This is a genomic window from Enterobacter sp. RCC_40 (assembly GCF_041360735.1).
GTDB classification, from domain to species: Bacteria; Pseudomonadota; Gammaproteobacteria; order Enterobacterales; family Enterobacteriaceae; genus Enterobacter; species Enterobacter ludwigii.
In genome coordinates this window covers 623,781-635,426 of record NZ_JBFUPR010000001.1, presented here as the reverse complement: position 1 = coordinate 635,426, position 11,646 = coordinate 623,781, and the positions used below count along the sequence as shown (strand labels likewise).

The window sequence follows — 11,646 nt, the reverse complement described above, 5'->3', positions numbered from 1 at the left end:
TGAGGTGGGAGTAAGACAACATTGGATGCCGCAGCGATAATCAGCCTTTTCATTCTGGGTTCTGTGCTTGTAACCTGTAGTATATTATTAAGTTCATTTTCATCGCGTCTCGGCATACCTATTCTCGTTATTTTCCTTGCTATCGGCATGCTGGCTGGCATCGATGGCATCGGCGGTATTCCTTTCGATAACTACCCTTTCGCCTACATGGTGAGTAACCTCGCGCTGGCAGTGATCCTGCTGGACGGCGGGATGCGCACTCAGGCGAGCTCGTTCCGCGTCGCCTTAGGGCCGGCGCTGTCGCTCGCGACCGTAGGCGTATTAATCACATCCGGCCTGACCGGGATGATGGCCGCCTGGCTGTTCCATCTCAATATCATGGAAGGCTTGCTGATTGGCGCTATTGTCGGTTCAACCGATGCGGCGGCGGTCTTTTCCCTGCTTGGCGGTAAAGGGCTTAACGAACGTGTTGGCTCCACGCTTGAGATTGAATCCGGCAGTAACGATCCTATGGCGGTGTTTCTCACCATCACGCTGATTGAGATGATCCAGCAGCACGAAAGCGGGCTGAGCTGGATGTTTGCCTGGCATATCCTGCAGCAGTTTGGTCTGGGGATTATTCTTGGCCTCGGCGGCGGCTATCTGCTGCAGCAGATGATCAACCGGATTTCACTTCCCGCCGGGCTTTACCCTCTGCTGGCGCTGAGCGGGGGCATTCTGATTTTTGCCGTCACCACCGCGCTGGATGGCAGCGGCATTCTTGCCGTCTACCTCTGCGGCTTCCTGATGGGTAACCGCCCTATTCGCAACCGTCACGCCATTTTGCAGAACTTCGACGGACTGGCCTGGCTGGCGCAGATTGGCATGTTCCTGGTGCTTGGCCTGCTGGTTACCCCTTCAGACCTGCTGCCTATCGCCGTACCGGCGCTGATGCTGTCGGCGTGGATGATCTTCTTCGCCCGTCCACTGTCGGTGTTTGCAGGCCTGCTGCCGTTTCGCGGCTTTAACCTGCGCGAGCGTATCTTTATCAGTTGGGTGGGTCTGCGCGGCGCGGTGCCGATTATCCTTGCCGTGTTCCCGATGATGGCGGGTCTCGATAACGCCCGACTGTTCTTCAACGTCGCATTCTTCGTTGTTTTGATTTCACTCCTGTTCCAGGGCACGTCACTCGGCTGGGCGGCGAAAAAGGCAAAAGTGGTGATCCCCCCCGTTGGCTGGCCCGTCTCCCGCGTCGGGTTGGATATTCATCCGGAAAATCCGTGGGAACAGTTTGTGTATCAGCTTAGCGAAGACAAATGGTGCGTGGGCGCGTCGCTGCGCGATCTGCATATGCCCGCCGAAACGCGGATTGCCGCGTTGTTCCGCGACAATGTTCTGCTTCACCCTACCGGCAGCACCCGTCTGCGTGAAGGGGATATTTTGTGCGTGATTGGCCGCGAGCGCGACCTGCCCGCGCTGGGTAAATTGTTCAGCCAGTCGCCACCGGTGGCGCTGGATCAGCGTTTCTTCGGCGATTTTATTCTGGAAGCGAGCGCCAAATTTGCAGATGTTGCCTTGATTTACGGTCTGGATGAAGGGCTGGAGTATCGCGATAAGCAGCAAACGCTGGGGGAAATCATCCAGCAACTGCTTGGCGCAGCACCCGTAGTCGGTGACCAGGTCGAGTTTGCCGGGATGATCTGGACGGTGGCCGAGAAAGAAGATAACGCGGTACGCAAAGTCGGCGTAAGGCCGATGGAAGAAGAGTCAGAGTAGTTTAGGTGACATGTCTTACTGGCCGGGGAAGGCGTTATCGCCCCCCGGCACATCGCATAGTTACACCGTCACAACCGGTACGCGCGGCGCCAGAGCGCACATCAGCTCATAGCCAACGGTCCCTGCAGCAGCGGCCACATCGTCAATTTTAATTTCATTTCCCCACAGCTCAACCGGTGAACCAATCCCCGCCTGCGGGCACGGCGTGAGGTCTACCGCCAGCATATCCATTGAGACCGTCCCCACGGTACCCGTGCGAACGCCATCCACCCACACCGGCGTGCCGGTCGGAGCGATGCGCGGGTAGCCGTCGGCATAGCCTCCCGCCACAATGCCAATTCGCTGTTCGCCTGTCGCCCGGTAACGGCTGCCGTAGCCCACCGTGGAACCGGCCTTCAGCGTTTGTACGCCGATGATTTCGCTGCGCAGAGTCATCACCGGTTTCAGGCCGCTGTTGGCAATATCCTGCCACTGCCCTGACGGTGACGCACCGTACAGAATGATCCCCGGGCGTACCCAGCTGTAGTGCGCCTCCGGGTGCCACAGCGTGGCCGCCGAGTTAGAGAGCGAGCGCGAACACGCCAGACCTTCAGCCGCCTGCTCAATCCGCACCATCGCCTCGGCGATGCCATCGGGTTTTTCCGCGTCGGCAAAGTGCGCCATCAGCGTCATTTCGCCCACATTCTTGATGCCGCGCAGCTGTTGCCATACCGTATGTACCCGCTCGGGCTGGAAGCCCAGGCGGTTCATGCCGCTGTTCACCTTGAGATAAATGTCGAGCGGGGCATGCAGTCTGGCGTCCTGCAAGGCTTTAACCTGCCAGTTGCTGTGAATGCTGGTGGTCAGCCGGTACTTATCCAACAACGGCAGATCGTCGGCATGGAAGAACCCTTCCAGCAATAAGATAGGGCCTTTCCAGCCACGCTCGCGCAGCAGAATGGCCTCTTCCAGATTCAGTAACGCAAAACCGTCGGTCGCGCTGAGCGCGCTCCAGATGCGGTCAATACCGTGGCCGTAGGCGTTCGCTTTCACCACCGACCAGACGCGTGAACCTGGCGCAGCACGGCGAACAATCTGCAGGTTATCCTTCAGGGCCTGCAAGTCCAGCTGAGCCAGAACAGGACGGGACATGACAACTCCTTAGTTATGCGCGCCGTGCAGGTGCTGTGGACGCGAGGGGGTGAACCCAGATTGATAGCGCGCGGCACTTAAATCGTCAAACGGAATTGCCGGGGTGCGCCCGGAAATCAAGTCGCTCAACAGCTGACCTGAGCCACAGGCCATTGTCCAGCCGAGGGTGCCGTGTCCGGTATTCGTCCACAGGTTTTTGAACGGGGTGCGGCCCACAATCGGCGTGCCGTCTGGCGTCATTGGACGCAGACCGGTCCAGAACGTGGCCTGCTCGACAAAACCGCCGCGTGGGAAGAGATCGCCCACGACCATCTCCAGCGTTTCACGACGCGGCTGCAGCAGCTCGGTGTTGAAGCCGACAATCTCCGCCATGCCGCCTACGCGGATACGGTTGTCGAAACGGGTAATGGCGATTTTATAGGTTTCATCCAGAATGGTGGAGACGGGTGCACCGCTGTCCTCTTTCACCGGGATGGTCAGGGAGTACCCCTTCAGCGGATAGACCGGAATGTCCAGAATGCCCTTCAGCATGGCGGTGGAGTAAGAGCCAAAGGCCATGACGTAGGCATCCGCTTTAATCACCTCTTCGCCGCATTTCACGCCGTAAATATTACCGCCTTCCGACAGCAATTTATCGACGGACGTGTTAAAGCGGAATGTTACCCCTGCCTGCTCGCACATCTGCGCCAGACGCTGGGTAAAGAGCTGACAGTCGCCGGTTTCATCGTTGGGTAAACGCAGGCCGCCCGTCAGTTTGTGGGACACCTCCGCCAGCGCCGGTTCAACCTGTCCCAACTGACTGGCCTCGAGGAGTTGGTACGGAACACCGGCATCTTCCAGCACGGCGATATCGCGGGTGGCGTTTTCGTACTGTTGCGCCGTGCGGAACAGCTGCAACGTACCGCCCTGACGGCCTTCGTACTCAATGCCGGTGGTGGCGCGCAAGGTTTTCAGGCAGTCACGGCTGTATTCCGCCAGACGCACCATACGCCCTTTGTTTTCCATGTAATGGCGGGTGTCGCAGTTGCGCAGCATCTGCCACATCCACTTAAGCTGGAACTGCGTGCCGTCGAGGCTAATGGCCAGCGGTGCATGGCGCTGGAACATCCATTTAATCGCCTTCAGTGGCACGCCGGGAGCCGCCCACGGTGCCGCATAGCCCGGAGAGATTTGCCCGGCATTCGCCGCACTGGTTTCCAGCGCAGGGCCTGGCTCACGATCGATAACGGTTACGTCATGCCCCGCCTGACTTAAATACCAGGCGCTGGTTACGCCAACCACACCACTTCCCAGTATGACAACACGCATAGCCACTCCATAATGTGCAAAAGAACAATCTTCTAATTACAGATTGATAACCTAGTTGAAAATATTATTCAACATACGACTTTTTTATGGTGACTTATCTCACATCTTCCCCTACTGGCGGGGAAAGGACTTATTTGGGATCTCCTGCTGCGCGTTATTTTTAACCAGCATAAAACTCTGCGTGAACCGCTTTTTTTACCGTATTGAAAACGGGAAATCGTAAAGAAAAAATTTCTGCTCCAGCACGCTTTTTAACACGTTGATCTATGCTTGAAAGGAGGCTCTCCAGACAGAGAGAGCACCCACAACGAGGGCGCGCTAATGGCTACTATTGATTCCCTGAACAAGGACAACACACGTCTCAGCGATGGACCCGACTGGACCTTTGAGTTGCTGGATGTCTACCTCGCTGAAATCGACCGGGTAGCAAAACTCTATCGCCTGGATACTTATCCTCACCAGATTGAAGTCATAACCTCCGAACAGATGATGGATGCCTATTCCAGCGTCGGGATGCCGATCAATTATCCGCACTGGTCGTTTGGTAAAAAATTTATCGAAACGGAACGGCTGTATAAACACGGCCAGCAGGGGCTGGCGTATGAAATCGTCATCAACTCCAACCCGTGTATCGCTTACCTGATGGAAGAGAACACCATTACCATGCAGGCGCTGGTGATGGCGCATGCCTGCTACGGGCACAACTCTTTCTTCAAGAATAACTATCTTTTCCGCAGCTGGACGGACGCCAGCTCGATCGTCGATTACCTGATCTTCGCCCGTAAATACATTACCGACTGCGAAGAGCGCTACGGCGTCGATGAAGTAGAGAAACTGCTCGACTCCTGCCATGCGCTGATGAACTACGGCGTAGACCGCTACAAACGGCCGCAGAAAATTTCCCTGCAGGAGGAGAAAGCCCGGCAGAAAAGCCGCGAAGAGTATCTGCAAAGCCAGGTGAATATGCTGTGGCGCACCTTGCCTAAGCGTGAAGAAGAGAAAGCTGTCGCTGAGGCGCGCCGCTACCCGTCTGAACCACAGGAAAACCTGCTCTACTTTATGGAGAAGAACGCGCCGCTGCTGGAGTCATGGCAGCGTGAGATCCTGCGCATTGTGCGTAAGGTCAGCCAGTACTTCTATCCGCAAAAACAGACGCAGGTGATGAACGAAGGCTGGGCGACATTCTGGCATTACACCATCCTCAACCATCTGTATGACGAGGGGAAAGTCACCGAACGGTTTATGATGGAATTCCTCCACAGCCATACCAACGTGGTGTTCCAGCCGCCTTACAACAGCCCGTGGTACAGCGGCATCAACCCGTATGCCCTCGGCTTTGCGATGTTCCAGGACATCAAACGTATCTGCCAGTCGCCAACGGAAGAGGACAAATACTGGTTCCCGGATATTGCCGGTTCGGACTGGCTGGAAACGCTTCATTTTGCGATGCGCGATTTCAAGGATGAGAGCTTTATTAGCCAGTTTATGTCGCCGAAGATCATGCGCGATTTCCGCTTCTTCACCGTGCTGGATGATGACCGTAACAACTTCCTGGAAATTTCAGCGATTCATAACGAAGAGGGATACCGGGAGATCCGCTCTCGCCTCTCTTCCCAGTACAACCTGAGCAATCTTGAACCCAATATTCAGGTATGGAATGTAGATCTGCGCGGTGACCGCTCTCTGACGCTGCGCTACATCCCGCACAACCGTGCCCCGCTGGATAAAGGGCGTAAAGAGGTGTTGAAGCATGTGCATCGTCTGTGGGGCTTTGACGTGCTGCTGGAGCAGCAGAATGAAGACGGTAGCGTGGAGCTGCTGGAGCGCTGCCCGACGCGGATGAATACGCTGTAGTGCCGGCCTGAACCGAAACGCCCGCGTCAGGGCGAAAAAAAACCTCTCAGCTGAGAGGTTTTTTCTTTTAGCGGGTCTGGATGGCCAGGTCACCCGGCAGTGTTTTTTGCATCCGGTGCCAGATTTCACCTGAGTCGCGGCCGTAGCGGCGCACGGTTTCATACACCTGATCGTGCTGACCGGTGGAACAGAGCTCGCTCAGCTTGTGGTAAAAGCCCAGCGCCAGACTGCGGGCTTCCGGATTGGCAAAGTAGTGACGACCGATACGGGTATAGAGCCCTTTCATGCCGTTAAGGATGAGGCCGTAAATCGGGTTACCGGAGGCAAACGCCAGGCCGCGGAAGATGTTGTAATCGAGGGTAGCAAACGCATCCGCATGATCTTCCACCTGGTTGGCACTGGCCAGAACCTGGAGCGCATCTTCCGGGTGCTGACGGAAAGCCGTACGAATAAAGATGGTGGCGATATTGGTACGCACGGAGAGCAGATTATCAATCAGCTGCGGCACGCTTTCATGATCGAGGCGCGCCAGCGTTTCAAGAATATTCAGCCCGGAGGTTTCCCAGAAATTGTTTACTTTTGTTGGCTTGCCATGCTGAATCGTCAACCACCCATCACGCGCCAGTCGCTGGAGCACTTCCCGAAGCGTGGTGCGAGTGACGCCAATCAGTTCAGAGAGTTCGCGTTCAGCCGGAAGAATGGACCCTGCAGGGAAACGATTATTCCAGATGCTTTCAATGATGTACTCTTCCGCGAAACCCGCCGGGCTCTGCGCCTTAATGACCATAGTGAGATTTCCATTACACAGCTTTAGCAAATTGCACTCATCATACCAGAGGCTCGCAGAGGCAGATAGCGCAGCAGTGAGAGAAAAGAGGGATCGCCGTTTCATTTTTATGAAATTTACATTGCAGCCGAATCCCCCTCCAGACCGTGATTTTTGCGTATACTGATGTTTTGTTTTACTTCACGGGGAAGAACGTCTGTCGTGGAAATTTCTTTTGGGCGCGCGTTGTGGCGCAATTTTTTAGGCCAGTCTCCCGACTGGTACAAGCTGATACTTCTGGTGTTCCTGGTTGTTAATCCTCTCATCTTTATTGTGCACCCGTTTATTGCCGGGTGGCTGCTGGTCGCGGAGTTTATCTTCACCCTGGCCATGGCGCTGAAGTGCTATCCCCTGCTGCCTGGCGGTTTGCTGGCCATTGAAGCGGTTGTCATTGGGATGACCAGCGCCGAGCATGTAAAAGCAGAACTGGCCTCAAACCTTGAAGTGCTTCTGCTGCTGATGTTTATGGTGGCCGGTATCTACTTTATGAAACAGCTGCTGCTGTTTATTTTTACCCGCCTGCTGCTGAGCATTCCTTCAAAAACGCTCCTGTCGCTGGCTTTCTGCGTGGCTGCGGCATTTCTTTCAGCCTTCCTGGATGCGCTGACGGTGGTCGCCGTGGTGATAAGCGTCGCGGTCGGGTTTTATGGTATTTATCACCGGGTGGCCTCTTCACGTCCCGGCGATGACCTGCTTGATGACAGCCAGGTCGATAATGACCACCGCGAGGTGCTGGAACAGTTCCGCGCCTTCCTGCGCAGCCTGATGATGCATGCCGGCGTCGGGACCGCCCTGGGCGGCGTGATGACGATGGTGGGTGAACCGCAAAACCTGATTATTGCTAAAGCTGCGGGCTGGCATTTCGGTGATTTCTTCCTGCGAATGGCACCGGTGAGCATACCGGTTCTGGTGTGCGGTCTGGCGACCTGTGTAGTCGTGGAGAAATTCAGCCTCTTTGGCTATGGTGCGCATATTCCGGCGCCCGTGCGTCAGGAGCTGCAGAAATTCGACCAGCAAAGCCGTAGCCAGCGGACGCGTCAGGAGACGCTACGTCTTATTGCACAGGGCGTCATTGGCGTCTGGCTTATCGCCGCGCTGGCGTTTCATCTTGCCGAAGTCGGTTTAATTGGCCTGTCGGTGATTATTCTCGCCACCAGTTTTACCGGCGTGACGGATGAGCATGCGATCGGCAAAGCCTTTACGGAAGCCCTGCCCTTTACCGCCCTGCTGGCCGTCTTTTTTGCGATCGTCGCGGTGATCATCGACCAGAAGCTTTTCGCGCCGATCATTACCTTTGTCTTGCAGGCGGCACCGGATGCTCAGCTTTCGCTGTTTTATCTGTTTAACGGGCTGCTGTCGTCTATCTCGGATAACGTGTTTGTTGGCACGGTCTACATCAACGAGGCCAAAACGGCCATGGAGCAAGGCGTCATCAGCGCCGGACAGTTCGAACTGCTGGCGGTGGCAATTAACACCGGGACCAACCTGCCGTCGGTGGCGACGCCCAACGGTCAGGCGGCGTTCCTGTTCCTGCTGACCTCTGCGCTGGCTCCACTCATACGTCTTTCTTATGGGCGAATGGTCTGGATGGCGCTTCCCTATACGCTGGTGCTCACGCTTGTAGGATTGCTTTGCGTCAAAATTACCCTTATTCCCTGTACGCAATGGTTGATACAAGCGGGTATACTTGCCGCGCAGTAAACCTGATATATCGGGCAGCTTGCTGCCCGTTTACCTTTTCGCACGATAAACATCCAATTACGTTTTATTTCGTCAGGTACAGGTGGCGCGAAAAACGAATTCGTTTACACTGCGCTTTCTAAGCATGTTCCAGGGAAATGATTATGTTGAGATTTTTAAACCAGTGCTCTCGCGGTCGCGGAGCGTGGTTGTTAATGGCCCTGACCGCCTTTGCGCTGGAAATGGTCGCGCTGTGGTTCCAGCATGTGATGGGACTTCAGCCTTGCGTACTCTGTATTTACGAACGCTGTGCATTGTTCGGCATTATGGGTGCGGGTCTGGTGGGTGCGATTGCCCCTAAATCGCCGTTACGCTATGCCGCAATTGCCATCTGGCTGTACAGCGCCTGGAAAGGTATTGAGCTCTCCTGGCAGCACACCATGATGCAACTGCACCCGTCACCTTTTATGACCTGTGATTTCGCCGCCCGCTTCCCGAGCTGGCTGCCGCTTGATAAATGGCTGCCGCAGGTGTTTGTTGCTTCCGGTGACTGCTCTGTGCGCCAGTGGGAATTCCTGAGCCTTGAGATGCCGCAGTGGCTGGTGGGGATTTTTGTGGCCTACTTCATTGTGGCGCTGCTGGTGCTCATCGCACAACCGTTCAAACCCAAGAAACGCGACCTGTTTGGCAGGTAAAAAAAACCCGCCTCGGCGGGTTTTTTCTTATCCACGGTTGGGATGATTCATGATGTGATCTTCCCAGTCCTGTACCTCTGACTCTTTCACCGCAATATGACGCACAGAGATGCGTTCACCGTGCATCGCCGCTTTGGAGCCCGTCAGCAGCGGGTGCCATTTTGGCAGGTCTTTGCCTTCCGCCAGCAGACGATAGGCGCAGGTATGCGGCAGCCATTCGAAGGTAGGCAGGTTCTCACGGGTTAGCTTGATGCAATCCGGCTCGTACTCGAAGCGACGCTCATAGTTGCGACACTGGCAGGTTTTGATGTTCAGCTGCTTGCAGGCAACATTGGTGAAATAGATTTCGTCCGAATCTTCATCCATCAGTTTATGCAGGCAGCACTGCCCGCAACCGTCACACAACGATTCCCACTCCACGTCTGTCATTTGGTCGAGAGTTTTGCTTTGCCAGAAAGGAATGTTGTTCATCAGGATGTCCACACGTCAAAAGAGAGCGCACCTTATAACGAGTCTGGCACGTTGTTGCAAGTTTTGCCGCCCTCTTCAGGCGGCAAGATGCTTTTACAGCACGCGAGTTTTCAGTGACAGACCGTTAAAACTGACGTCCAGTTCGTCACCGGCCTGCAGCGGGCCGACACCTTCTGGCGTACCGGTGAGGATCACATCGCCCGGTTTCAGGGTAAAGAAGCGGCTCATGTAGGCAATCAGCGGCACAATTTTATGGATCATATCTGCCGTGGTGCCCTGCTGGCGGATCTCGCCGTTAACCTTCAGGCTGAGCGGGGTGTTCTGCGGATCGTCGGTAAATTCACTTACCGGGATAAAACCGGAGATCGGGCAAGCGTTATCAAACCCTTTGGCCTTTTCCCACGGCTGCCCCGCTTTCTTCATTTTGCCCTGAACATCACGCAGGGTCAGGTCGAGCGCGACACCGTATCCGGCAATCGCCTTTTGCACATGCTCTTCGGAGGCCTGACGCAGCGTCGCGCCAATCAGCACGGCCAGCTCCACTTCATGATGCACCGACCCCAACCCCTGCGGCAGCGCCAGCGGCTGGCGAATGTCGCACAGCGCGGTTTCTGGCTTGATGAACAGGACCGGCTCGTCTGGCGTCGCGCTGCCCATCTCCTGAATATGTTTGGCATAGTTACTGCCTACGCAGACCACTTTGCTGACGGGATAATCCAGTAATGCACCTTGCCAGTTATGATGTTGATACATGTACGACCCCTAAACGGTTGATGTGTTAACCCCGAAAACAGCCGGGACTATTTTTTCCCGTTCACCTCAAGATGCTGTTTTAATAAATTCTCGGGTGGTGGCGGGAGTTGTAAATAATAGCCTTGCTCCGCTAATGCGGTTTTCACTTTTTCCAGTTCGGCGTTGACCAGTTTCTTACGGCCATCCAGCGGCAGCAGCATCGCCAGCTGAGGTCGGCCAAAGTTCTTCATTAATTCTTCAGGTACGCGCGAAAAATCGTCTTTCTTTTCGACATAAAGATAGGTCTGGTCACGACTTGTACTTCTGTAGATCACACAAAACATGTTTTTACTCTGAATTAATGGGTGGTTGCTTGCCTCAATATACTCCTGACTATAACATGCCTGATACTCTTCGGAATATCGCAACGGCGGTGTTGCGGTTAATAGCAAATTGAGTAAGGCCAGGATGTCAAACACGCCAATCGAGCTTAAAGGCAGTAGCTTCACCTTATCAGTGGTACATTTGCATGATGCAAAACCCGAGGTTATTCGTCAGGCGTTAGAAGACAAAATTGCGCAGGCTCCCGCTTTTCTGAAACATGCCCCCGTCGTCGTGAATGTCAGTGGTCTGGATGCACCGGTTAACTGGAAACTTCTCCAGCAAGCCGTGGCCGCGACCGGGCTGCGTATCGTCGGTATCAGCGGCTGCAAAGATGCTGAGCTAAAAGCAGAAATTGACCGTGCGGGTCTGCCCATTCTGACCGAAGGCAAAGAAAAAGCCGCGCGTCCTGCCCCTGCGGCAGTCCAAACGCCCCCTCCTCCGGTGCAAAACGTTACACCTGTCACAAAAACGCGATTGATTGATGTGCCGGTTCGTTCCGGTCAGCGCATTTATGCACCAAACTGTGATCTGATTGTTACAAGCCACGTCAGCGCTGGCGCAGAGCTGATTGCAGATGGCAATATTCACGTATACGGTATGATGCGTGGGCGTGCGCTCGCGGGTGCAAGTGGTGACAGGGATGCACAAATATTTTGTACTCATCTGACGGCGGAACTGGTGTCCATCGCAGGTGAATATTGGCTGAGCGACAAGATCCCAGCCGAATTTTATGGCAAAGCGGCTCGTCTGCGACTGGCAGACGACGCGTTGACCGTTCAACCGTTGAATTGATCCCTTTTTAACAAGGAA

At 55.0% G+C, this 11,646-nt stretch carries 11 protein-coding genes; 5 read left to right on the top strand and 6 right to left on the bottom strand.

Annotated features, from left to right (window positions below):
• Positions 1-21: 21 nt before the first annotated feature.
• Positions 22-1,755 (top strand): potassium/proton antiporter, encoded by a 1,734-nt coding sequence (locus tag AB6731_RS02980; protein ID WP_014170573.1) that lies wholly within the window; start codon positions 22-24, stop codon positions 1,753-1,755.
• A gap of 60 nt (positions 1,756-1,815) precedes the next feature.
• Here AB6731_RS02980 and dadX read toward each other — a convergent pair whose 3' ends face one another.
• Positions 1,816-2,886, bottom strand: a complete 1,071-nt coding sequence (dadX, locus tag AB6731_RS02975) for a catabolic alanine racemase DadX (protein WP_025203876.1) — start codon at positions 2,884-2,886, stop codon at positions 1,816-1,818.
• 9 nt (positions 2,887-2,895) lie between these two features.
• Positions 2,896-4,194 carry a D-amino acid dehydrogenase gene (locus tag AB6731_RS02970; protein WP_371005866.1) on the bottom strand — a complete coding sequence of 433 codons (1,299 nt, stop codon included), beginning with the start codon at positions 4,192-4,194 and terminating at the stop codon, positions 2,896-2,898.
• 321 nt (positions 4,195-4,515) lie between these two features.
• Here AB6731_RS02970 and AB6731_RS02965 point away from each other — a divergent pair, with 321 nt between their 5' ends.
• Positions 4,516-6,048 carry a SpoVR family protein gene (locus AB6731_RS02965; protein ID WP_020883440.1) on the top strand — a complete coding sequence of 511 codons (1,533 nt, stop codon included), beginning with the start codon at positions 4,516-4,518 and terminating at the stop codon, positions 6,046-6,048.
• 67 nt (positions 6,049-6,115) lie between these two features.
• Here the strand turns inward: AB6731_RS02965 and fadR are convergent, their stop codons facing one another.
• Positions 6,116-6,835, bottom strand: coding sequence for a fatty acid metabolism transcriptional regulator FadR (gene fadR / locus AB6731_RS02960; protein WP_025203875.1), 720 nt, complete (start codon positions 6,833-6,835; stop codon positions 6,116-6,118).
• Positions 6,836-7,036: 201 nt separating this feature from the next.
• Between fadR and nhaB the strand changes: the two genes are divergently transcribed.
• On the top strand, positions 7,037-8,575 hold the full coding sequence (nhaB, locus tag AB6731_RS02955; protein WP_025203874.1) for a Na(+)/H(+) antiporter NhaB: 1,539 nt from the start codon (positions 7,037-7,039) through the stop codon (positions 8,573-8,575).
• A 143-nt stretch (positions 8,576-8,718) separates the two neighbouring features.
• The gene (gene dsbB, locus AB6731_RS02950; protein WP_020883437.1) at positions 8,719-9,249 is read left to right on the top strand and encodes a disulfide bond formation protein DsbB; all 531 of its coding nucleotides are present in this window, start codon (positions 8,719-8,721) and stop codon (positions 9,247-9,249) included.
• Between the two features lie 27 nt (positions 9,250-9,276).
• On the opposite strand, the gene AB6731_RS02945 is transcribed toward dsbB, so the two are convergent.
• The 3 genes from AB6731_RS02945 to AB6731_RS02935 form a co-directional block, all read right to left on the bottom strand.
• Complete coding sequence (locus AB6731_RS02945) at positions 9,277-9,720, bottom strand: YcgN family cysteine cluster protein (RefSeq protein WP_020883436.1); 444 nt, start codon at positions 9,718-9,720, stop codon at positions 9,277-9,279.
• A gap of 93 nt (positions 9,721-9,813) precedes the next feature.
• The gene (locus AB6731_RS02940; protein WP_020883435.1) at positions 9,814-10,473 is read right to left on the bottom strand and encodes a fumarylacetoacetate hydrolase family protein; all 660 of its coding nucleotides are present in this window, start codon (positions 10,471-10,473) and stop codon (positions 9,814-9,816) included.
• A gap of 47 nt (positions 10,474-10,520) precedes the next feature.
• Positions 10,521-10,796, bottom strand: a complete 276-nt coding sequence (locus tag AB6731_RS02935) for a YcgL domain-containing protein (RefSeq protein ID WP_041162729.1) — start codon at positions 10,794-10,796, stop codon at positions 10,521-10,523.
• A 124-nt stretch (positions 10,797-10,920) separates the two neighbouring features.
• On the opposite strand from AB6731_RS02935, the gene minC reads away from it, so the two are divergent.
• Positions 10,921-11,628, top strand: a complete 708-nt coding sequence (minC, locus tag AB6731_RS02930; protein ID WP_020883433.1) for a septum site-determining protein MinC — start codon at positions 10,921-10,923, stop codon at positions 11,626-11,628.
• Positions 11,629-11,646: the final 18 nt, after the last annotated feature.

Coding starts and splice junctions, on each gene's coding strand:
- dadX (WP_025203876.1), bottom strand. CDS start 2,886: ATGTCCCGTCCTGTTCTGGCTCAGCTGGACTTGCAGGCCCTGAAGGAT.
- AB6731_RS02940 (WP_020883435.1), bottom strand. CDS start 10,473: ATGTATCAACATCATAACTGGCAAGGTGCATTACTGGATTATCCCGTC.
- AB6731_RS02935 (WP_041162729.1), bottom strand. CDS start 10,796: ATGTTTTGTGTGATCTACAGAAGTACAAGTCGTGACCAGACCTATCTT.
- fadR (WP_025203875.1), bottom strand. CDS start 6,835: ATGGTCATTAAGGCGCAGAGCCCGGCGGGTTTCGCGGAAGAGTACATC.
- minC (WP_020883433.1), top strand. CDS start 10,921: ATGTCAAACACGCCAATCGAGCTTAAAGGCAGTAGCTTCACCTTATCA.
- AB6731_RS02965 (WP_020883440.1), top strand. CDS start 4,516: ATGGCTACTATTGATTCCCTGAACAAGGACAACACACGTCTCAGCGAT.
- dsbB (WP_020883437.1), top strand. CDS start 8,719: ATGTTGAGATTTTTAAACCAGTGCTCTCGCGGTCGCGGAGCGTGGTTG.
- AB6731_RS02945 (WP_020883436.1), bottom strand. CDS start 9,720: ATGAACAACATTCCTTTCTGGCAAAGCAAAACTCTCGACCAAATGACA.
- AB6731_RS02970 (WP_371005866.1), bottom strand. CDS start 4,194: ATGCGTGTTGTCATACTGGGAAGTGGTGTGGTTGGCGTAACCAGCGCC.